19 protein-coding genes are annotated in these 23,467 nt (G+C 34.0%); 12 read left to right on the top strand and 7 right to left on the bottom strand.

Translation table 11 applies throughout. The features are described 5' to 3' along the window. The 6 genes from B0A64_RS24035 to B0A64_RS24010 form a co-directional block, all read right to left on the bottom strand. The coding region (locus B0A64_RS24035; RefSeq protein WP_133083324.1) for a hypothetical protein at positions 1-272 on the bottom strand (272 nt) is incomplete at its 3' end. Between the two features lie 7 nt (positions 273-279). Continuing rightward, positions 280-849, bottom strand: a complete 570-nt coding sequence (locus tag B0A64_RS24030) for a hypothetical protein (RefSeq protein ID WP_089481991.1) — start codon at positions 847-849, stop codon at positions 280-282. 7 nt (positions 850-856) lie between these two features. Further along, entirely contained in the window at positions 857-1,426 is a 570-nt protein-coding gene (locus tag B0A64_RS24025; protein ID WP_089481990.1) for a hypothetical protein, read from the bottom strand. 8 nt (positions 1,427-1,434) lie between these two features. Beyond that, positions 1,435-2,013, bottom strand: coding sequence for a hypothetical protein (locus tag B0A64_RS24020; RefSeq protein ID WP_089481989.1), 579 nt, complete (start codon positions 2,011-2,013; stop codon positions 1,435-1,437). 3 nt (positions 2,014-2,016) lie between these two features. Continuing rightward, entirely contained in the window at positions 2,017-3,357 is a 1,341-nt protein-coding gene (locus tag B0A64_RS24015) for a PAAR-like protein (RefSeq protein WP_089481988.1), read from the bottom strand. Beyond that, positions 3,357-4,100: a hypothetical protein gene (locus B0A64_RS24010; protein ID WP_089481987.1), complete on the bottom strand. Its 744-nt coding sequence runs from the start codon at positions 4,098-4,100 to the stop codon at positions 3,357-3,359. The genes B0A64_RS24015 and B0A64_RS24010 overlap by 1 nt, the downstream gene beginning before the upstream one ends. A gap of 561 nt (positions 4,101-4,661) precedes the next feature. Between B0A64_RS24010 and B0A64_RS24005 the strand changes: the two genes are divergently transcribed. From B0A64_RS24005 to B0A64_RS23975, 7 genes are all read left to right on the top strand, one after another. Next, complete coding sequence (locus tag B0A64_RS24005; protein ID WP_089481986.1) at positions 4,662-5,333, top strand: response regulator transcription factor; 672 nt, start codon at positions 4,662-4,664, stop codon at positions 5,331-5,333. A gap of 2 nt (positions 5,334-5,335) precedes the next feature. Next, the gene (locus B0A64_RS24000; RefSeq protein ID WP_089481985.1) at positions 5,336-6,694 is read left to right on the top strand and encodes a sensor histidine kinase; all 1,359 of its coding nucleotides are present in this window, start codon (positions 5,336-5,338) and stop codon (positions 6,692-6,694) included. Positions 6,695-6,790: 96 nt separating this feature from the next. After that, the gene (locus B0A64_RS23995; RefSeq protein WP_089481984.1) at positions 6,791-8,077 is read left to right on the top strand and encodes a TolC family protein; all 1,287 of its coding nucleotides are present in this window, start codon (positions 6,791-6,793) and stop codon (positions 8,075-8,077) included. 52 nt (positions 8,078-8,129) lie between these two features. Continuing rightward, positions 8,130-9,218 (top strand): efflux RND transporter periplasmic adaptor subunit, encoded by a 1,089-nt coding sequence (locus tag B0A64_RS23990; RefSeq protein WP_089481983.1) that lies wholly within the window; start codon positions 8,130-8,132, stop codon positions 9,216-9,218. A gap of 34 nt (positions 9,219-9,252) precedes the next feature. Then, on the top strand, positions 9,253-12,357 hold the full coding sequence (locus tag B0A64_RS23985; RefSeq protein WP_089481982.1) for an efflux RND transporter permease subunit: 3,105 nt from the start codon (positions 9,253-9,255) through the stop codon (positions 12,355-12,357). 132 nt (positions 12,358-12,489) lie between these two features. After that, entirely contained in the window at positions 12,490-12,915 is a 426-nt protein-coding gene (locus B0A64_RS23980) for a response regulator (RefSeq protein WP_089481993.1), read from the top strand. Positions 12,916-13,275: 360 nt separating this feature from the next. Continuing rightward, complete coding sequence (locus B0A64_RS23975; RefSeq protein WP_089481981.1) at positions 13,276-13,704, top strand: GNAT family N-acetyltransferase; 429 nt, start codon at positions 13,276-13,278, stop codon at positions 13,702-13,704. Between the two features lie 404 nt (positions 13,705-14,108). On the opposite strand, the gene B0A64_RS23970 is transcribed toward B0A64_RS23975, so the two are convergent. Next, a complete protein-coding gene (locus B0A64_RS23970) occupies positions 14,109-14,951 on the bottom strand; it encodes a helix-turn-helix domain-containing protein (RefSeq protein WP_089481980.1) in 843 nt (280 codons plus the stop codon). A 100-nt stretch (positions 14,952-15,051) separates the two neighbouring features. Between B0A64_RS23970 and B0A64_RS23965 the strand changes: the two genes are divergently transcribed. The 5 genes from B0A64_RS23965 to B0A64_RS23945 all read left to right on the top strand — a co-directional run bounded on the left by B0A64_RS23965 (position 15,052) and on the right by B0A64_RS23945 (position 23,319). Next, complete coding sequence (locus tag B0A64_RS23965) at positions 15,052-15,981, top strand: ketopantoate reductase family protein (RefSeq protein WP_089481979.1); 930 nt, start codon at positions 15,052-15,054, stop codon at positions 15,979-15,981. Positions 15,982-16,534: 553 nt separating this feature from the next. After that, complete coding sequence (locus B0A64_RS23960) at positions 16,535-17,128, top strand: TetR/AcrR family transcriptional regulator (RefSeq protein ID WP_089481978.1); 594 nt, start codon at positions 16,535-16,537, stop codon at positions 17,126-17,128. A gap of 245 nt (positions 17,129-17,373) precedes the next feature. Continuing rightward, positions 17,374-18,597: an efflux RND transporter periplasmic adaptor subunit gene (locus B0A64_RS23955; RefSeq protein WP_089481977.1), complete on the top strand. Its 1,224-nt coding sequence runs from the start codon at positions 17,374-17,376 to the stop codon at positions 18,595-18,597. A gap of 11 nt (positions 18,598-18,608) precedes the next feature. Beyond that, positions 18,609-21,770, top strand: a complete 3,162-nt coding sequence (locus tag B0A64_RS23950; protein WP_089481976.1) for an efflux RND transporter permease subunit — start codon at positions 18,609-18,611, stop codon at positions 21,768-21,770. A 130-nt stretch (positions 21,771-21,900) separates the two neighbouring features. Beyond that, on the top strand, positions 21,901-23,319 hold the full coding sequence (locus tag B0A64_RS23945) for a TolC family protein (RefSeq protein ID WP_089481992.1): 1,419 nt from the start codon (positions 21,901-21,903) through the stop codon (positions 23,317-23,319). Positions 23,320-23,467 lie beyond the last annotated feature (148 nt).

The following is a 23,467-nucleotide window of genomic DNA, read 5'->3' as shown; positions in this document are numbered from 1 at the left end:
TTAAATTTTAGATTGTATTCTACAGTTTTATTTTCTTTTAGAAGAATTATATTTTCACTGAATGTTACAATCTCAATTCCATAAACATCTTCTTTCTTGAACTTTCTTTTTATTTTTTTACTATCATCAACAAATGATTTGTAATTTGAACCCAGATTGAAATCTTTTATTCCTATTTCTTTGAAATACAACTTACAATCTTCTTCTTCTTTATTTTGAGAGATAATAGGCAGATAAAAACTTAAAAGTATAATTAGCAGTTTTGTTTTCATAATAAATTTACTCTTTGTCTTTTCCTATGTCATTCATGTAATCTTTAAATTGTTGTTCCCAAATGGAGCTTTCATAACTGATTCCTCCATAAATAGATTGACTTTCATTTTCACTAGAAATAATATCAAAAAATTTTGTACATTTTTTAGTTTTTTTCATGAAAGAATATCCTCCTTTTTTAATAAAGTAATTTTTGTTTTTATTCTCATCAAGTAATTTTAAAACTTTTTCATAATAATCAGGTGCCTTTCTGAAATTCCCAATGTTTATTTTAAAGGTGTAAGACATAAGAACATTATCTTTAAATTTTAGATTGTATTCTATAGTTTTATTTGCTTTAAGAAGCACTGTATTTTCATTGAACGTTATAATGTCGATTCCATAAAATGTTTCTCGTTGGAATTTTCTTTTTAATGTTTTACTTTCTTTTGCAAATTCTGTATAATTAGAACCCAATATAAAATCTCTTATTCCTATTTCTTTAAAATATAATTGACAGCTATCTTGCTTTATATTTTGAGAAATCCCAGAAAAATAAAATAAACTTAAAACTATAATGATTATTTTTAATTTCATGGTGAGTTTATTCTTTGTACTGTCCAGTTGCTTTTAAATAATCAATAAATTGCTTTTCCCAAATTGGGCTTTCATAGCCAACGCCACCTGAAAGAGATTCATTTTCATGGTTTGGGAAATCTGAATCAAGCTCAAGGAATTTTTTACATATTTTAGTTCTTTTCATATTATAATAATTTCCTCTTTTTATAAATTCATTCTTGTTTTTATTCTTTTCTAATAATTCTACTATTTTATCGTAATAAGCTGAGGCTTTTCTAAAATTTCCGATTTTCATTTTAAAAGTATAATCCACAAGTGTATCACCATGAAATTTTAGATTGTATTTTACAGTTTTTTTTTCTTTAAAAAGAATTATATTTTCACTGAATGTTACAATGTCAATTCCATAAACATCTTCTTTCTTGAACTTTCTTTTTATTTTTTTACTATCATCAACAAATGATTTGTAATTTGAACCTAGATTGAAATCTTTTATTCCTATCTCTTTGAAATACAACTTACAATCTTCTTCTTTATTTTGAGAGATAATAGGCAGATAAAAACTTAAAAGTATAATTAGCAGTTTTGTTTTCATATTATAATTTAATTCTTGCCTTTTTCAATGGATTTTATATACTCAAACATTTGTTGCTCCCATAATTTAGGGTCTGTAAAACTAATACTTCCATAAAAACACTCTTCTAAATAATTTGAATCATTTGGCACTAGACGGAAGAATTTTTCGCATATTTTATTTGTTTCCATATTATTAATTCTACCATTTTTTATAAAATTGTTTTTATTCTTGTTTTTACTTAATAACACCAATACTTTTTCGTAATAAGCCATCGATTTTTTGTAGTTACCAATATTAACCCTGAAAGTGTAGTCGATAAGAATGTTGTTTTTAAATTTTAGATTGTATTCAACAGTTTTTTTTTCTTTTAGAAGAATTATATTTTCACTGAAGGTTACAATCTCAATTCCATAAACATCTTCTTTCTTAAAGTTTCTTTCAGCCAACTTACTTTCTTTTTTAAATTCAGAGTAATTAGAACCCAATGTAAAATCTCTTATTCCTATTTCTTTAAAGAATAATTGACAGCTATCTTGCTTTATATTTTGTGAAATTATTGGAAAACAGAATAAACTTAAAACTATAATGATTATTTTTAATTTCATTTTTTATTGTTTTTGTTCGGCATATTGATCATTTATAAATATTGTTTTCACAATACAACCTTCACTAGTGAATTTTACTAGGATTGCTTCTGATACAGTTTCTTGAATAGGGGAATTATCCCGAATGATTAAAAGTTTTTTAAGACTCGTTACTTGTCCAGAAAGATAAGAAGCCAATGCAGTAGGTGTTAAACGATATACATAATATTTGTTTAAAATTTGAAACTTTGGTGACATTACTTTTATATAATACTCCGTCATAACAACTCCTTTTTTCGTTTCTACTTCTTCGAGATGTTTGGCGATATAGGCGTTAAACTCGTTTATGTCCTTCATGATTTGGTTTTTCATAATACCAAGAATCAATCCTGCAAATGGGTTTCCTCCTGCTATCAGAGTCGGAAGTGCCGCATCCAACAATACGATCGCATCAGGTTCACCCTTATCGAATGTACTACTTAAAAACGAAATAGCAGTTAAAAAGTAGCCGGCATTTTCTCCCGCTTTACTTGCATAATTAGACAATTTTACTAGTTTTTTGCTCCTAAAAGCTTCAATTTGGTTTACCGTTTTTGTGGTAAAATATTTATTACCAAAATCTTTGGACCTATAAAAAGAGACTTTCTTATTATCGGTTAAATCGGTAACAAATTTATTTGCTAATTTTTGATAGGTTTTACCATTTGATCCCATTATATAACCTTGATTCAATTTCTTGAAAGCCATGGCATACGAAAGAGAATTAAACTGGTCTTTACCAATTTTGAGCATTGTTGTAATAAAAAATTCTATAACGAGTTCTTTTCCTGAAGTATCTTTTATTTCAGGATAATCATTCCCTGGTTTTATATCGGCAATTAGCGTATCGTTTTCAAATAAATCTTCCTCTTTATTTATCGGTATAAAATCAGGTACAGGTGCTCCCAAAGTATTCAGATTATTAATTTCGTTGCGTTGTCCGCAATCCCAAATTTTAATATCGACACCACCATATTCGCATTTTATGGTACTTCTTAAAAGTACCGCCAACTCATCCTGAAAATAGACCGTTCCGGGATTCTCCCACTCCCCCAATTTCATGACTGAGGCACAAGGGCTCGACCTGAGAAAGCTTTTTTTGCAATTGCCTCTAAAGATTAAACTTGTCCTGTCTCTCTCGACCACAGTAACTACACGTTTGTCTTGTATGCTTGGGGTGTCGTAATTTGCTTTTAGATCACCATCCGGAATGGTGCATAAATCACACCTGATTTTGGCTCCATCAATAACAAATTTTAAACCGTTCTTAGCTTCTTGTTTTTCCTCCCGTAGTTTTCGTCTTGCAGTAATATCTGGCTTTCCCATTATAGTGTTCTTTTATAAATGTTGTACATAAGGGTTGTTTCTTTTTTTTCAATCTCTATCGTAGCCAGATCTACTTGATCATTTCTATATTCGAAAACACCATCATATTTTATAAAATCGGTAGTATTACCTTCAACTGCTGTACCTGTTATTGCATAAACAGTAAACTTTTCATCTTTTGGGCAAAAGTGTTCTGTTATTACTGTACTGCCGCAATCCATTAGTTTTCTCTTGCGCTCAATGGCGTAAGAGTTTCTATAAAGGCTTGAAAAGTACAAGCCAAACATTTTATAATCAAAGAAATAGGATAAAAGCTTTTGCTCTTCTTTTAATAAATCCGTAATGTTTTGCCAGTACATTTCTGCATTAGACCCTACATTGTCGATTGCCAGTTTTGTATAAACATTTTTCCATCTTTTCTTTAGGTCTTCAAAATTTAGGACTTTGATGATTTTGCCGTATTCGTTTATTTCTAGTTCTATTTCGTCAAAAACAGCCGCCATTTCTTCGAGAAAAAAAATATTTTCTACAGACATATTACATTTGATCTTGATCTCGGAAAGAAATAAATGAAACAACATATCATTTCCGTCCCGTTGGTATCTTGTAATAGCGATTTCTCTGGTATACCTTATTTTTTTTACTTTTTTAGGATTCGAAAAATCGGACATTAGTGTTTCGAATATAAAATCGTTTGTTTTATCGAGTTCAGGAAGTATACTGCTGTAGTCTAAATAATTCATCCTTTTAGGTATTAGTCTTTAATAACTTTTGCTACTTGTATGATGATTGTTTTAGGAGGAACATTTTTTACAAATAAGATTTTATAAAGTTTAAAAAGCACAATTATTCCGCTAGCCACTATAGGTTTTATTGGTAACAGAATAAGACATTAATACAGTAAGGCATTTATGAAACCAACAGCCCTAGCCCTGATGGGAGGGAAAATCCTTTTTCTTGCTGCTGCCAGCAAGAAAAAGATTTGGAAGGACAGCAGGAATAGCTTCAAATAAAATTCCAAAAATCTTTCTTAAAATTTTGTTTTCATATCCCTACTCCCGATAACTATCAGGAGCGTTCTAATTGATAATTTGGTTCTTCTTTTCCTACAAGATTCTATTTTAACAGCGATTGCGATAATTAAATGTTATTTTTGATCATTCGTTATCGTGCGATGTGATTTATTTGAAGTGAAACGACTTTTTGCGCTATGCAAACTATGTTTCTATGTGTTAAAATAATTTACAGGCAACGGTATAACTCTCCGGATAGATTTAAAAAAATAACTTTTATATATTTTAAGTATGAATGTTCTACTCATTGAAGATGATAAACGCATTAGCGAATTTATTATAAAAGGTTTAGAAGAAAACAATTTTACGGTGCATCTGGCTGAAACGGGCGAGATTGCCCGAGACCTCCTTCAGCACGATACCTGGGATATTATCCTGATGGATATTATGCTTCCGGGGATTGACGGCATTCAGCTGACTAAATTAATGCGTTTCAAAAAAATTCATACTCCAATATTAATGCTCAGCGCCCTTAGCGATACAGATGATAAGGTAAACGCGCTGGATTCCGGTGCCGATGATTATTTGGTTAAACCGTTTCATTTTAAGGAATTAATCTCGAGAGTAAACGCCCTGACGCGCAGAACCAAATTTAATTATGATAAGGAAGAAACCCTTTATACGCTGGGAAGTTTAACCATAAATCCCGAAGAACATAAGGTTAGCGAAAATGATGAGCTGATTGATTTATCGCCAAGAGAATATAAATTGCTGTTGTTTTTATTAGAAAACAGAAGTAAAGTAATGTCAAGAACGCAAATTCTTAATGCTGTCTGGGGCATTAATTACGACAATAATACGAATGTTGTCGATGTATATATTTCTTATCTAAGAAACAAAATCGAGCAAAACCATAAATTTATCCATACCATAAAGGGAACCGGATATATGCTTAAAGAATAGTCATGAAAATACGCAATAGGTTTACCTTAATATCGTCTCTTACTTTTAGCATTGTGTTTGTAATTGCTTCTATCATCACGTACTTTTCGTTCTACAGCTATTCTGAAAAGATTATTTACAACGAACTTCAGAAAACGTGTTTGCTAACGGGGATTTTCTATCTGGAAAAAGATGAATTGCCGGAGAATCAACATTTGATTATTGGGCAGCAATTCCGCGAAAACTCACTTGAAATTATATCCCGCGTTTACAACAATAAAAACGAGATTGTATACGGAGATAAAACAATAGACCAAAATATAAATGCAGAACGATTAGATTACATCCGCAAGAATAGAAAGTTGAATTTTAAATCGAATCATTACTTTTATTTTGGGAGTTATTACCATGATAATCAAGGTGATTTTGTTGTTTTTGTTAAAAAGAACGATCAGGAATTTAAAACCATGACCAATAGATTAATGATCATTATGATTCTGGTTTTAATTAGCGGATTAATTACAATTTATATTGTGAGTCGTTTGCTGTCGAATCTGGCGTATAGTCCGATAAAAAACATCATTAATCAGGTAAACGAAATCGAAGCTTCGTCGCTGGATCGACATATTGTTTCGCCCAATACAAAAGATGATATTCAGGAATTGATAGAAACGTATAATAATTTGTTTAAGCGACTTTCGGATACTTTTATCATCCAGAAGAACTTTATTAATTATGTTTCGCATGAATTTAAAACACCTCTGACGGCAATCTCCGGAAACCTCGAAGTGTTTGCTCAAAAAGACAGAACCAGTGCCGAATACAGACAAATGTCTGAGAAAGTACTCGAAAACGTGTATCAGATCGAAGATACAATGAATACGCTTATGATGCTTTCCGGATTGAGAGGTAATACAGAACTCAACGAAATTTTCAGGGTCGATGAGTTGGTTTGGGACATCAACGATCAATTGCCGGGTGTCTACCAATTGAAAGATGCCCAAATTCAGATTGCAATAGAAATTGTCAATGACAAACTGCTTTCGATAAAAGGAAACAGCAACGAGATTAAAATCGCTTTGTACAATATTATAGAAAATGCTGTGAAGTATTCGAACGGAAATCCTATCAAAATAAGTTTATTACAGGAAGACAATCAGCTTAAAATCGTAATCGAAGACCACGGAACCGGCATTAACGAAAGTGACCTTAAATTTATCAAACAAACCTTTTACAGAGGCAAAAATGTAAACGATATAAAAGGCAGCGGCGTTGGACTTTCTCTGGCAAATATTATCTTCAAGCAAAACAATATTCATTTTACCATAACATCAAAAAAAGACGAAGGAACAACGGTAACCTTATTATTTCCGCCACTCTAATCGTTTTCTAATGTACTTCTAACTCCTTTCTAACAGACATCAAATTAGGGTTTAATATGCCGCAGATAGCTTTGCAGGATATTAAAACTACTTAATTTGAAACATATACTTTTAACCCTACTCGTTATTGTATCGCACAAAAGTGTGGCACAAACTGCTGCAATAAACGATACAATTGTTCTTTCCAGAACACAGGCCGAGGCTTTGTTTCTGGACAAGAATATTTCTCTTATTTCTGAAAAACTAAATATTGACATTGCCGATGCGCAGGTTATTCAGGCAAAATTATGGCCAAATCCTACGCTGACTATTGGCGAGATAAATCTTTGGCACAATGCAACAGCTTCAGAAGTACCTGCGCTTTGGGGCAATTTCGGAAAAACTTCGCAAGTTACGGCAGAGCTTGAACAACTTGTTCAAACTGCTGGAAAACGAAAAAAACTTATTGCTATGGAAAAAGTTGGTGTAGATATCGCCAAAGAATATTTTAAAACTTTTTTACGAAATCTAAAAATCGAGTTTAGAGGCAATCTGACTGAACTGCAATATACACAGGCACAGGAAGCCATTTATAAAAAACAACTTTCGTCGATGCAAACCTTACTGAAAGCCTATAGCAATCAGGTTACACAAGGTAATATAGGCAAAGGCGAATACATTCGACTAAAAGCGTCTGAACTTCAATTCTTAAAAGAAATCAGCGATTTGAGAAAGGAAAATAATTCGTTACAAAAAGAACTTAAAGTTTTAATGAACCTGCCTGCCACAAGTTATATCAAACTTACAGATGAAGGTTTTGTTCCGGATAACAAAAACATTGATAACATCAATCTGGGTAATCTTATGGCATCAGCAGTAGAAAATCGTCCCGATATGAAAGTTATTAAACTAGGAAACGAATACAACAGCAATAAATACAGCTACGAAAAAGCAATGCGAACACCAGACGTTACGCTGGGTATTAGTTACGATCGTGGTGCCAGTACCATGAATGATTTTGTGGGGCTTGGTTTTGCTCTTGATCTTCCGTTTTTTAATAGAAATCAAGGAAATATAAAAGCAGCAAAAATAGCGATAGATCAGGGAAAATTGCTTGCCGATGAGAAAACAATAAGCGTGCAGTCTGAAGTTTTGCAAGCTTATGAAGACTTAATAGTGACTAAAAAATTATACGAAAGTGTCGATGCCAATTACGAAGCAGATCTGGATAAACTTCTGGAAAGCTATCGCAAAAACTTCCTGCAACGAAACACAAGTATGCTGGAATATCTTGACTTTGTTGATGCTTATTTAGACAACAAATCGATCCTGCTTAATTCTAAAAAAGACCTTAACAAAAACCTTGAGGAACTGCGCTATATCGCCGGACAGGAAATTAATTAATAATACTAATTCAGCAAACCGCACTTATTATCTGAAAATAACAACAAACATAATGAAGAAACTTATTTTACTCCCGATTCTTGGGTTAATGCTCGTTTACGGATGTGGCAAAAAAGAAGAAATCAAAGCTACAAAAGAGGAAAAATTTTGTATTGATAAAGCTTTAAAAGAAAAAATCACTATCGAGCCGGTACAAAAACGTCCGGTGACCGAATCTATAAATCTTACCGGAAATATTACTTACAATAACGATCACGTAGTACAATTTAATAGTCTGGTTGAAGGTATCATTACCAAAACTACATTCTCGCTAGGCGATTATGTAAAAAAAGGACAAGTGCTGGCAGAAATAAAAAGTACAGAACTTAATAGTATGCAATCCGAAAACAGAACGCTGCAATCTCAAATAGCAATTGCACAGCGCAATTTACAATCGACCAAATCAATGTTTGAGGACGGAATCGCTTCGCAAAAAGATTTAATGCAGGCGCAAAGCGAATTAGATGTCTTAAAATCATCACTTGAAAACGTAAAAGCAAATTTGGCAATGTTTAGTGCGAGTAGCGAAAGAGCCGTTTTTCAGATAAAAGCGCCAACTGAAGGTTATATAGTAGCCAAAAATATTAGTCCGGGAATGCAAATTACAGATGGCAGCGATCCCTTATTTACCATTTCTGACCTTAAAGAAATCTGGGTATTGGTCAATGTATATACCAGTAATTTAAAAAATGTAAGCGAAAATATGCTCGTAGATGTAACCACTCCTGCATATCCGGGTGAAATTTTTAAAGGAAAAATAAAAATGCTTGCCAAAGTTTTTGATGCTGATGAACATGTTCTAAAAGCAAGAATTGTAATGGAAAACAGGAACTTAAAACTAAAACCCGGAATGACCGCAGATATTATTATCGATAAAAGTCTGGGTGGCGAAATGCTAGCTTCGGTTCCTGCAAAAGCCCTCATTTTTGATAATAATCGCGACCATATTTTAATCTATAAAGATGATTGTACCATCGAAACCAGAGAAATAAATCCTGTTATAAAAAACAACAACTGGATTTATTTTGACAAAGGAGTTAAAGAAGGTGAAATGGTGATTACTAAAAATCAGCTTTTAATTCACGAACGATTAAAAAACTAATTATCCCTAAAGACGGATAAATACAAGACAAGACATGAAAAAATTTGTACAAGGTCTGGTTGCTTTCTCGCTAAAAAACTCCCTTATAGTTTTTTTCCTGACAGCCATACTACTAGTCGCCGGAATAGTTAGCTATATCCACACGCCCATCGAAGCTTTTCCCGATGTAACCAATACAAGGGCAAGAATCATTACACAATGGCCGGGAAGAAGTGCCGAAGAAGTAGAGAAATTTATCACCCTTCCGATTTCAAAACAAATGAACACCATTCCTAAAAAAGCCGAAGTACGTTCTATTTCGCTTTTTGGATTATCAGTTGTAACCGTATTATTTGATGACGCAGTCGAGGACTTTTATGCCCAACAATACGCCTCAAATCGCCTTAACGGATTAGATCTTCCCGAAGGAGCAGATGTAGAAATTGATCCTCCATCCGGAGCAACAGGCGAAATATTCAGATATGTAATCAAAAGTGATTTGCCTATTCGCGAAATCAAAGCCATTCAGGATTGGGTAATCGAGAGAGAATTAATATCTGTTCCCGGTGTTGCCGATGTAGTGAGTTTTGGTGGTGAAGAGAAAATATTCGAAATAAAAATTAACCCAACACAGCTGGAAAATTATAACTTATCTGCTTTAGATGTTTACGAAGCTGTTTCTAAAAGCAATGTAAACGTTGGTGGTGATGTAATACAACGTGGCGATCAGGCTTATGTAGTACGAGGAGTTGGTTTGATTAATAAAGTAGAAGATATTGGCAATATTTTGATCGAAACCAAAGGATCATCACCCATATTAGTAAAACACGTAGCCGAAGTTTCGATATCTGCCAAACCAAGATTAGGACAAGTAGGTTTAGACGGTAATGATGATGTTGTAGAAGGGATTGTAGTCATGTTACGTGGCGAAAACCCGGGTGAAGTAATCAAGAGACTTAAAGAACGTTTAAACGAACTTAACGAAAGAGTACTTCCGGATAATGTAAAAATAGTTCCGTTTATTGATCGTACAGAATTAGTCAATACAACCGTAAAAACAGTTACAAAAAACCTTGTAGAAGGTATTTTATTAGTATCGTTAATTGTATTTATTTTCCTTTATAACTGGAGAACCTCATTGATTGTAGCATCAGTAATTCCGCTTTCGTTCTTGTTTGCCATAGTAATGTTACGAATTCAGGGATTACCGGCAAACCTGATCTCTATGGGAGCATTGGATTTTGGGCTACTGCTCGAAGGAACCCTGGTCATTGTCGAACAGGTCTTTGTATCGCTCGAGAAAAAAGCTCATAAAGTAGGTATGGAACGTTTTAATAATATGAGCAAAATGGGGCTTATCAAGAAAAGTGTCGGTAGTGTGGCTACTTATATTTTCTTTGCCTTAATCATTTTAATTGTAGCGTTAATGCCCATTTTCTCTTTTACCAAAGTAGAAGGAAAAATGTTCTCACCCCTGGCCTTTACCTTAAGTTATGCCTTATTAGGATCCTTGATTTTGTCGCTTACCTACGTTCCTGCAATGTGCAAAGTCATGCTGACCAAAAACATTGTAGAGAAAGAAAACATGATTTCACGATTTTTTAGAGATAACCTTTTTAAGATGTTTAAGTGGAGTACCAGACATCGCAAAACAACCCTATATGCGTTTTTAGGTTTACTGGCTATATGTTGCGCGAAGTTTGCTTTTTATGGTTCAGAATTTATCCCTAAGCTTAATGAAGGAGCCATCTATGTCAGAGCCACATTACCCAACAGTATCAATCTTGATGAAGCCGTCAGGCTTACCAAAGAAATGAAAACTAAAATAAGGAAATTTGAAGAAGTAAAATTTATACTGACCCAAACCGGACGACCAAATGACGGAACAGATCCAACCGGATTTTTTAATATCGAATTTCATATCGAATTAAAACATATAGATGAATGGAAACATGATATTAGCAAAGAAGAACTGATTGCCGAGATCAAAAAAGAACTCGACGTATATCCCGGAATCGGATTTGGATTTAGTCAGCCTATTCAGGATAATGTCGAGGAATATGTTGCCGGAGTAAAAAGTCCGCTTGCCATAAAGATTTTTGGTAATGATCTTTTTCAATTAGAAGAAATGGCTGCAAAAGTGGCAAAATCTATCAAAGATGTAAAAGGAATTGAGGATATAAATGTCTATAAAAACATTGGTTTACCCGAATTAAGAATTCAGCTTGACGACGAAAAAATGGCACGATATGCCGTTACAACTGCCGATGCACAAGCCGTTATCCGAATGACAATTGGAGGTCAGGCAGCAACCAAGTTTTATGATGACGAAAAAATATTTGATATCACCTTACGTTTTGAAAAAGAATATCGGGACTCTAAAGAAAAAATTGAAGATATCCTTATTCCAACCATGAACGGTAAAAAAGTCCCGCTAAAAGAAATTGCTACCGTAGAATACAAAACCGGTCCAACATTTATTTATCGAGAAGGAAACAGTAGATATATAGCCGTAGGATTTAGTATCGAAGGACGAGATTTAGGAAGTACAATCGATGAAGCACAGAAAAAAGTAGCTGCAGAAGTAAAACTCCCTAAAGAAAACGTAATGAAATGGGCTGGAGAATTTGAAAGTAAAGAAAGAGCATCAAAACAATTAGCAATGATTGTACCTGTAGTTTTGGTCTTAATTTTATGTCTGTTGTATTTTAATTTTGGTAATTTTAAAGATACCTTAGTTGCTGTAAGTGCAATGCCTTATGCCTTTATTGGCGGATTCTTGTCGCTTTGGGCAACAGGAACCGTCTTTGGGATCTCAGCCGGAATTGGTTTTATTATCCTCTTTGGGGTCAGTGCGATTGACAGTATTGTGCTTATTGGAATGATTAGAGAAAATATGAGAGCCGGAATGCATCTGAAAGATGCTATTTCGAACGGAATTCACAGCAGAATTCGACCAATTGTAATGATTGCCCTTATGGGATCTTTAGGATTATTGCCCGCAGCATTGTCTACAGGAATGGGATCTGAGGTTCAAAAACCATTAGCCATCATGATTGTTGGCGGATTAATAACCTGTATGATCTTATCCTTAACCGTATTGCCACAGGTTTTTTATCTGGTATACCGTAAAAAAGATACCAGCAGAACAGATTCATAATCATCTTGCTATATTGAATTTTAAAGGCACCTTTAGACATATTGTTTAAAGGTGTTTTTGCTTATGATTATCAGTAAATTACAAAAACAACAAATAGCTGAGATTAAACGTCTACCTTTAAAAAAAATAAAAATGAACAAAGGCGGACCAATTATTATAATTGAAGATGATTTAGATGACCAGGAAATTTTAACCGATATCTTTCATGAGCTTGATTATAAAAATGAAATTATATTTTTTGCCGAAGGCGAAAAAGCATTAGAATACTTAACCTCTACACAAGTCGAGCCTTTTATTATTTTCTCTGATATCAACATGCCAAAACTAAATGGTATGGAATTGCGCGAAAAAATACATCAAAACGAAGATTTACGACTTAAGTCAATTCCATACTTGTTCTTTTCGACAAGCGCAGAACAAAAGCACGTTGTAGACGCTTACTCAAAATCTATTCAGGGATTTTTTGTAAAACCAACAGCTTATAAAGAAATTAAAGAAACTATCCGGATAATCGTAAGTTATTGGGAAACCTGTGTTTCACCAAACTATGTCAAGTAAGATACCAAATTTCGACTTTAATCGATAATGAATAATTTTAAAAACATCTTTAGACCTAAAGTTTAAAGGTGTTTTTTTATTTTTAAGAGCAGAAAAATTTCATTTATCAGAACTCCTGTCCCGCTCTGCACTATATCTTTTCCTGTCCGTCGTGACGGACACAAAAAGGATGCCGTTTCTATCGGGGCTATTCGAGAGGTTTAGCAATTTTATCCCTTTTTGATGTTGCTGCTAAAACCCGGCATTGATTATAAAAAAAACTTAATTATTATACTTTATTTTGAATATATGTAGTTAACTACATATATTTGTACATAAATTATTTTACTACATACCAAGTATATCAAACGTTAAAACAAAATGAGCAATAATACCATCATAGTCGAAAAAGTAGAAAATCAAAAACAAATAGAAATTGCATTCGAAATTAGAAAACAAGTATTTGTTGTAGAACAAAATGTATCGCAAGAACGCGAATCTATGGATGATGAAGAAGCCATACATTATGTAGCAACCGTAAACGGAGAACCAGCAGGAGCTGCAAGATATCGTAAAATGGAAAAAGGAGCAAAAATTGAACGAATTGCTGTTTTGAACACTTTTAGAGGAAAACGAATTGGCGAAGCAATCCTTTTGAAAATATTAGACGATTTAAAAAATGAAGAGAAAGTATATTTATACGCACAGGTAAATGCAAGCCAGTTTTATATCAAAAACGGATTCAGACAAACTGATAATTACTTTCTGGATGCCGGAATTGAACATGTTGAAATGGATTTTATAAAATAATTTTTATTAAAAACTCCGGAGGAGCAACATATTTATAGCCAATATAAAACGTTCATAACAGAGCTCCAGCGAAGCGATACCGAATACAATATATATCACCCGCCGCGCAATGTCATTAAGTTAAGCTTTTAGAAAATAAAATCCGTTTTTATCTGCGTTTTTACGAAGTAAATCTGTTTTATCCGCGTCAAAATTAGACGCTGATTTTACGGATTCGCTAAAGCGAAAACGCTGATAAAAACGGATTTTTCTAATTACTTTCTTGATTAAACTGTTAAGTAATTTTGTAGATTTCCCCTTAGCTTAATGACATTGCCCGCCGCGGCGGGTTATACAAAACAAAATTCATAAATTCTATAAATATATTGTCCCGCTGTGACTTAATATATTAACAACAATCAAACTTAGATTGTTGAAATGCTCAATGATTTTTTAAATTCTGATGGTGATTTTCCGGTGCTTCGCATGATGAATTTATTAAAATGACTACTGTCTGTAAAACCTAAATCATTGCTGATTTCTGAAAAAGTCAAATTACTTTTGCTTAGTTTTTCGCTAACCACTTTCAGTTTTGTTTGTTCGATATACTCTCTAAGCGTAATATTTAAATGATTTTTAAAATACTCTCCAATATAGTGGATAGAGACATTAAAATGATTGGCAATTTCTTTTTTCTTCAATAAATGCGGATTAGCAATATTAGACCTTATATAACTTAAAATAGTATCAATCTTTAATATCTCAGTAGTCTTAAGATTTAAATTACTGGCATTTATCCTTGCATTTCGTCGGATTATTTGAATTAGCGACATCATCAAACTTTTGATTATAATCTCGCTTTGCTCTTTTTGCTTTGCAACCTCTTCTAATATTTTTAAAATAAGGACTTCACAAAAAGCTTTATCATCTTCAAGGAAAATCAAATTGCCATTTGTCTGATTGTGGTAATAAAATAACTTTTCAATTTCTTCGATTTCTTTTTTGTTCGAAAAAAAATGTGGTAAAAAACGCAGGCAATGAAACTTTGTAGGCTCCAGTGTTTTAAAAGAGTGATAATCCATTGGCGTAAGCAAATAAATATCATGCTTTTTATAATAGTGATGAATCGAATTTAAGATGTGATTTCCTGTTCCGTATTCAATATACAACAACTCGAAAAAGTTATGCCTGTGCACTTCCTTTTTCCAGGTAAGTTCTTCGACAGAATAAATTTCGAAGTCTTTGTATATAAAAAAGGTGTCTCTCATAATCCTTAATTTTTACAAATATAACCTATATTTTTACATCAATTTATGGTATGCAACCTATTTACTTTGTATCAGAAATTAAAAATCAAAATACTACAATATGAACTCAGATACAATAAAAATAGGAATCCTTGGAATTGGTGGAATCGGTGGATTTGTAGGCGCTCCACTAGCCAAAAAATATAAAAGCAGTACAACCAAAATTATATTTATTTGCAGGGGTGAAACTAAAAAAGCGATCCAAAGCGAAGGTCTGGTATTTGAATCAAAAGGTATAAAAGAAAGCATATTTCCGGATTTAGTATCCGATAATCCAACAGAAATTGGAATTCTCGATGTATTAATCCTAACCTGCAAATCCTATTCTATAAGTGATATTCTGTCTACTTATAAAAATTGTATAACAGATAAAACAATAATAATCACTTTGCAAAATGTGGTAAATGCCAAAGAAATAATCCGTGAGACTTTACCCAAAGCAGGTCAAATTATGAAAGGTTGTATTTATGTAGCATCAAATGTTAAGAAACCCGGACATATTGAGCATATTGGCGGACCAGGAAAAATTTTCGTTGGCGGACAGGCCAATAAAGTTCTGATTGATTTATTAATTGCCGGAGGCTTAGATATTACCTATGTTGCAAACATCAACGAAATAGTATGGAAAAAATACTTGTTTGTTGCGCCAGTAGCTGCAATAACATCGGCTCATAAAGTTACATTTGGTCAGCTCCTGGAAGATAAAAAACTTATGCATACTCTGGAAAATATGATGATTGAGATTCAATCACTTGCTGCTAAAAATAACATCATTTTAACGAATGACGATATTCTAACTTCTAAAGATTTATTGACTAAATTTCCGTTTGAATCTAAATCATCTTTGCAATTGGATTTTGAAAACGATAATCAAACCGAAAAACAATTTTTAGTCGATTATGTAATTGAAAATGCTGTTAATTACGGAATTGAAACTCCTTATTATAATGATGTGAATGAGAAAATAAATGCTCTTTATACGGTTTCTTAATGAAACTTCATTATAAACTGGACTAAAGTCCAGCCCTAAAATATTTGCCATTCCTTCGGAATTCTATTTATTTTGTGGTTATGCTTTAAATTTAATTTCAAGATGAAAAAGAGCCGTAGGGCTCGAACTATATTGTAGGGCTGGATTTTAATCCAGCATAATTTTGCGCAACCAATATATTCCATTTTTATCTAGATTAAAATCCAATTCTACCATATGGAATCATTCCTTCTGAATTTTATCCCTTTATTAAACGAGAAACCTCATAAAAAACATAACTTCTCGCCTAGCCCCGATCGAAACGGCATCCTTTTATCCGCCGCGGCGGATAAAAGATATAGTGTAGAGCAGGACAAATGGTCTTGAAGTACCAAAAATGTTCTGCTCCTTAAAAAAATTATACCTAAAAAACTCCATATAAATATGGCACTTCGGCGGTTTTTAATACTTGTCTATACAACAATAAGAAAATATTATGACAAAATTATTTCATAATCAGAAAAACCGCCCTACATTTGCCTAACGGTGTTAAACAATTTAATACTTAAATAAAATGGCTAGTAAAGATCGAATTTTAAGACAAAAAGAAGAGACAAGAAGTAACATTCTTGAGGCTGCTTATGCTATCGTAAAAGAAGAAGGATGGCAAGGTCTGAGTATGCGAAAAATTGCTGACAAGATTGAATATACAGCTCCTATAATTTATGAATACTTTTCGAATAAAGATGCTATTCTAAACGAACTAACCGGAAAAGGTTTTATTAAACTGGCAAAAGAACTTCAGGAAGCACGAGATAAATTTGAAAAACCGGAAGAACAATTAGAAGCCATGTGGATGGCCTATTGGGATTTTGCATTTACAGATACAGAAATGTATCAGGTAATGTTTGGAGTGCAAATGAATTGTTGTTCGCAACAATGTTCAGCCCAGGAAAGACCTTATAAATTATTTACTTCAGTAATTTCTGAAATAATGAAAAACAGTAATCCGACTGAAGATATAATCAAACAAAAGTATTTTACTTTTTTCTCTGTAATTCATGGGTTAATCGCAATTAATATCATTAACAGAAGTGATATCATGGCAACAATAAATGCTCAGATCCTAAAAGATGCTATTAGTGGTATCATAAAATCAATACAATAAAAAAAATTTCATTTTAACTTAACAGTGATAAATGATTTAATACAGTAATTTAGCAACTCTTTTTTTACTACTTTACTTAACAACGTTAGAAAATTTAATACAGTAATATAGAGGCTTTTTTTTCTACTTTACTTAACAGTGATAAATAATTTAATACCAATTTTTAAAGAGAATTGGATAGAAGAATTATATAAAATTTTACATCAATTTACTTAACACCGTTAGAAAATTTAATAGACTTAGATATGAATGTCGAGAATACCAGAATACCACAAAATTTAAACAATAAGAATGTCCAACAAATTAAAACCAATACGAAAATGAAAAATGTAATTATAACCAGTTTTATTCTGGCACTTGTGTTAAGCAGTTGTGCAGATAAGTCGCAGGCTCCAGCAGCTCCGGCTCCCCCATTATTACCGGTTTTAGCCATAACAAGCGAAAACACTACTACAGATGCTGAATATCCTGCATCGATACAAGGAGCGGTTGATGTTGAAATTCGCCCTCAGGTAAGCGGAAACCTTGAAAGAGTTTTTGTAGACGAAGGTGCTTATGTAAACAAAGGTCAAACTTTATTCAAAATAAACGAACGTCCTTTTCGTGAGCAATTAAACAATGCCTTGGCAAGTCTTCATGCTTACGAAGCAGCTTTGATAAATGCTCAGTTAGAAGTAGATAAATTGACTCCTTTAGTACAAAACAAAGTAGTTTCTGATTATCAGTTAAAAACGGCCAAAGCTTCTCAAAAAATTGCTGCTGCCAATATCGAACAGGCAAAAGCAATGGTAGGATCTGCCAAAATTAATCTGGGCTATACGAATGTTACAGCGCCGGTAAGTGGCTACATTGGGAGATTGCCTAAAAAACAAGGAAGTTTAGTTTCTGCATCTGATGTTGAGCCTTTGACAAACTTGTCTGATGTTCATGAAGTGTTTGCTTATTTCTCATTAGGCGAAACAGATTTTATCAACTTCAAAGCGCATTATGCCGGAAACAGTATAGGCGATAAATTAAAAAAATTACCTCCGGTAACTTTAATCTTAGCAGATAATAATGCTTATACACAAACAGGAAAAATTGATATGGTAGACGGTCAGTTTGATAAAACGACTGGTGCGATTACTTTAAGAGCGACTTTCCCAAATGCTGGCGGAACTTTACGTTCAGGAAACACAGGAAAAATTCGTTTAGGGCTGCAACATGATGATGCTGTTTTGGTTCCACAATCGGCTACGGTAGAAATGCAGGATAAAGTTTTTGTCTTTACTGTTAATAAAGAAAATAAAGTTGCCAAAATGCCAATCACAGTTATTGGAAAAAGTGGTACCAACTATCTTATTAAAGATGGTGTAAAATCCGGTGACCAAATTGTATTAAGCGGTATCGATAAACTTCAGGACGGACAAGTTATTCAGCCTGAAAAATCAACTCCTTCAAAAGTTGCCCAAATAATTAATAAAAAATAATTTTTACGAAAATGTTCAAAATATTTATACAAAGACCTGTACTGGCAACCGTAATCTCCATTTTGTTGGTGATCCTGGGTGTACTTGGACTTACGAAATTGCCCTTACAACAGTTTCCTGATATTGCGCCACCATCGGTTTTGGTAACGGCAGTTTATCCGGGAGCAAATGCAGAAACGGTTTTACGTTCTGTGGCTCCATCTCTGGAAGAATCCATAAACGGTGTTGAGAACATGACTTATATGAGTTCTACAGCCAGTAATGACGGATCTCTTGCGATTACAGTTTTCTTTAAACTGGGAACAAATGCAGATCAGGCAGCGGTAAACGTGCAAAACAGAGTCGCTCAGGCAACAAGTCAATTGCCTGCCGAGGTTGTACAACAAGGTGTAACTACTGCAAAACAACAAAATAGTTTTATTATGGCAATTGGTATGTATACCGATGACGAGTCAAAATACGATCAGACTTTTGTTGCCAATTATGCACAAATTAATATTATTCCGGAGATCAAACGTATTCCGGGAGTTGGTTCTGCCAGTATTTTTGGAGGTGTAAAAGATTATTCGATGCGTGTTTGGTTAAATCCGACTCAAATGTCGACTTACAAAGTGACTCCAAACGAAATCATGAGTGCTATTCAGGATAAAAGTTTGGAAGCTGCTCCGGGTAAATTTGGAGAACGAAGCAAAGAAGTTTTCGAATATGTTATCAAATACAAAGGGAAATTAACCAAGCCCGAAGAGTATGAAAATATAGCGATACGCTCTAATGCAGATGGTTCTGTACTGCATCTTAAAGATGTAGCCAGAGTAGAACTTGGCTCGTACTCCTACAACAGTTTAACCCGTTTAAATGGTAAAAAAGGAGTTGTTATTGGTATTATTCAGTTGGCAGGTTCTAACTCAAATGATATTCAGGTTGCGATAAACAAATTGATGGTTAAAGCCTCAAAAGATTTCCCAAAAGGAATAAAACACAACATTTTTTATAGTACAAAAGTTGCCTTAGATCAATCTATAGAGCAAGTCGAACATACTTTACTTGAAGCGTTTATATTGGTATTTATAGTAGTATTTATATTCCTTCAGGATTTTAGATCAACATTAATCCCGGCCATTGCTGTACCTGTAGCAATTTTAGGAACGTTCTTCTTCATGCAGTTATTTGGATTTTCGATCAACCTTCTAACGCTTTTCGCTTTAATTCTGGCGATTGGTATTGTGGTAGATGATGCGATTGTGGTCGTCGAAGCCGTGCATGCAAAAATGGAGCACAAACATTTGTCTCCAAAAATAGCAACTCATGAAGCAATGCACGAAATAACGGGTGCTATTATCTCGATTACGCTGGTAATGGCTGCTGTATTCCTGCCGGTTGGTTTTATGGAAGGCTCAACAGGAGTTTTCTATCGTCAGTTTGCCTTTACGATGGCGATTGCAATTGTAATCTCTGCAGTAAACGCTTTAACTTTAAGTCCTGCACTTGCTGCATTATTCTTAAAAGACAATCACGGAGAACATGGTGATGCTGCTTATGAGAAAAAAGGATTTAAAGAAAAATTCTTTAACGGATTCAATAAAAGTTTTGATTCCCTGACCAACCGTTATGTTGGAGGTTTGAAATTTTTAATTCGCAGAAAATGGTTAAGTTTAGGAGGTTTGGCTTTAATTACTGTAGCAACAGTAATAATGGTAAAAACAACTCCTGCGGGATTTATCCCAACAGAAGATCAGGGCTTTATTGCAATTGCAGTAAATACGCCATCAGGAACATCTCTGGACGGAACTCAAAAAGTAATGACCGAAGCAGAAAATACCTTAAGAGGTTTGGATGCATCCCGATTTGTAACCGCGATTTCAGGTTTCAACTTATTGACCAACTCTACAAGTCCATCTTCTGCAGTTGTTTTTGTATTGCTTAAACCAAACGAAGATCGTGGAGATATCAAAAATATCGACGAAATCATGAATCAGGTTCGAGGTAAATTGGGCGCTATTTCCGGAGGAAGTTTCTTCGTATTCAGTTTCCCAACCGTTCCGGGATTTAGTAACGTTGAGGCATTAGATCTGGTTCTTCAGGATAAAACCGGAGGAAAACTGGATAAGTTTAGTGGAATCTCTCAGAACTTTATTGGCGAATTGATGAAACGTCCTGAAATTGCTGTAGCATTTACAAGTTTCAAGGCAGATTATCCTCAATTGCAATTGGATATCAATGACGAAAAAGCAAACCAATTAGGGGTTAATGTAAAAGACATTTTACAAACCATGCAAACTTATTTTGGTAGTGCACAAGCATCTGACTTTAACAGATTTGGTAAATATTACCGAGTTGTAGTTCAGGCAGATATCGCAGACAGAGCAGATCCGTCATCAATTGACAGGGTTTTCGTTAAGAACAAAACAGGCGAAATGGTGCCTATAAATACTTTAGTAAAACTAACCCGTATTTATGGTTCAGAAACTGCTTCGAGATACAATTTGTTTAACTCAATCTCGATCAATGCAATCCCAAAACCAGGATTTAGTTCCGGAGATGCCATTAAAGCAATTCAGGAAGTTGCAGCACAACAATTACCTGCAGGTTACGGTTTTGAATTTTCAGGACAAACTCGTGAAGAGATTTCGTCCGGAGGTCAATCAGCAACGATTTTCTTACTGTGTTTGATATTCATCTATTTCTTACTTGCTGCACAGTATGAGAGTTACATATTGCCATTGGCTGTAATCTTATCCATACCTGCAGGTATATTTGGAGTATTTGTTGCCATTGGATTATCAGGAATTGAAAATAACATTTATGTACAAGTTGCATTGGTAATGTTAATTGGACTGCTCGCCAAAAATGCGATTTTGATCGTAGAGTTTGCCGTACAGAAACGAAAATCAGGTCAGGCATTAGTCAAAGCGTCGATCGATGCAGCAAAACTACGTCTGCGACCAATTATCATGACATCATTAGCATTTGTTGTGGGATTAATACCAATGATGAGCGCAAAAGGTCCATCTGCACAAGGTAACCACTCGATTAGTATTGGTGCCGCCGGAGGTATGATTTCCGGAGTAATACTTGGGTTGTTTATCATCCCGGTTTTATTCATCATCTTCCAACATTTACAAGAAAAGGTTACTGGAAAACCAGTAGCCGTAATTCATAACGAAGAAAAATAAAAATGGAAAATTATATAACGACATTCCTCGTAGCCATAATAATTGGCATAGGATACATATCCTATAAAATCTCAAGAGATCTTGAAAGTAGAAAAGATACTTGTACCGAAATTTAATGACAACCTATAAAATGAAAAATTATATAACCAAAATCGTGATGGTCGCTATTTTGATCACCACAATAATATCCTGTAAAGTTTCGAAGGATATTGAAACTCCAAAAGATGCATTTCCTGAAAATTTCAGGAGTGCATCGGTTTCAAAAGATACCACGAGTATTGCTGATGTGGAGTGGAAAAATTTCTTTACAGAAAAAGATATTATTCAGCTCATCGATAGCGCTGTAGCCCGAAATAATGACTTACAGATTGCTACTAAAAATATTGAAATTGCACAATACAGATTCACCCAATCAAAATGGGGAAATATTCCTCAGGTTAATTTAAATGTGACTGCCAGTACCAGCAATCCTTCTGATAATAGTTTTACAGGAAAAAATTTAAGCCAGGCTTTAGGTCAAAATCATATTGATGATTATTCTGCCGGAGCATCACTTTCCTGGGAAGCTGATATTTGGGGCAAAATCCGCAATCAGAAAAAAGGAGCTTATGCCGGTTACCTGCAATCAGAAGAAGTAAAAAAAGCCTTGCAGACAACTATCATTGCTAATGTTTCTAAAGGATATTACAACCTTTTGATGCTGGATGCACAATTGGAAATTGCCAGACAAAATCTGAAACTTAATGATAGTACAACCAACATCATTAAGCTAAAATTTGATGCAGGACAGGTAACTTCATTAGGAATTCAACAATCTGAAGCACAAAAATTAGTTTCGGCACAATTGATTCCGCAACTAGAACAAAACATTGCCATTCAGGAAAATGCTTTAAGCGTTCTAACAGGATCATTCCCGAATTCAAAAACCAGAACGACACGTTTAAGCGTTATTGAAGTTAAAAACAATACTGCAATCGGAATTCCGTCTTCATTAGTAGGACGCAGACCGGATGTAAAAAGTGCCGAATTAGCGCTAAAAGTAGCCAATGCAAATGTTGGAATCACTAAAGCCGATTTGTATCCGTCACTTAAAATTACTGCTCAAGGCGGAGTAAACTCATTCGAAACCAGTAATTGGTTTAACATTCCGGCTTCATTGTTTGGAACCGTTGCAGGAGGTTTAACACAACCTTTACTGAACAATAAAAAGGTAAGAACGCAATATAATATTGCCGTTGCCGAAAGAGAAAAAGCTGTTTTAAGCTTTAGACAATCTGTTCTTGTAGCTGTTAGTGAAGTATCTGATGCCTTGGTAAAAGTCGAGAAATTGCAACAGCAAGAAACTTTTCTTAAGGAAAGAGTAAAAACGTTACAACAAGCTATTAAAAATGCCAATTTGTTATTTAAGAATGGTATGGCTGAATATCTTGAAGTACTTTCTGCGCAATCCAATTTATTGCAAAGTGAGTTGGAACTTGCCAACATAAAAAGAGAGCAACTTTCTGCCAATGTCGAGTTATATCGTGCATTGGGTGGTGGTTGGAAATAATACCCGTTACCCGTTAATTATTTATTTTTTGAGATGAAAACGCTGCGAGACTTAGGTTTCGCAGCGTTTTTTATATAATAGAATTCCCTAATATAATTTAGAAGAAAACTAAATTTGAATAATTTTATTGAATATATTCGCTTACGAA

It is taken from the genome of Flavobacterium araucananum, assembly GCF_002222055.1.
GTDB lineage: Bacteria > Bacteroidota > Bacteroidia > Flavobacteriales > Flavobacteriaceae > Flavobacterium > Flavobacterium araucananum.
The sequence above is the reverse complement of the archived record's forward strand: the minus strand, read 5'-3'. Positions and strand labels throughout refer to the sequence as shown.